Source organism: Pseudomonas sp. SIMBA_067, assembly GCF_046534675.1.
Classification (GTDB): Bacteria; Pseudomonadota; Gammaproteobacteria; order Pseudomonadales; family Pseudomonadaceae; genus Aquipseudomonas; species Aquipseudomonas putida.
Genome location: NZ_JAWRYH010000940.1, coordinates 1 through 252 on the forward strand (window position 1 = coordinate 1; position 252 = coordinate 252).

General features: G+C 62.7%; 1 pseudogene. It reads right to left on the minus strand.

The features are described 5' to 3' along the window. A pseudogene (locus SB765_RS31960) lies at positions 1 to 252 on the minus strand (hypothetical protein); the annotation flags it as partial.

Genomic DNA, 252 nt, shown 5'->3' on the forward strand with positions numbered 1-252 from the left:
CACCCCGTTGCTGGACGGCCATAGAGGGTGCCTGCAGGTAGAGGATGTCTGACGGCCCCTCGACCAGCAGCGTGTTCTTGCCGACAAACAGGCTCTGCGTAATCTCGTAGCCGAGCGCCCCCTGCAGCGGGAACAGCGTGTCCTTGTCCACCAGCAAGACGTCGTCCCGCACTTTCGTACCTTCTACCAGTGCCCTCCCGCGATTGTCCCGCTTGACCACATCCTCGACGATGAGCACGTCGGACAGGCGGT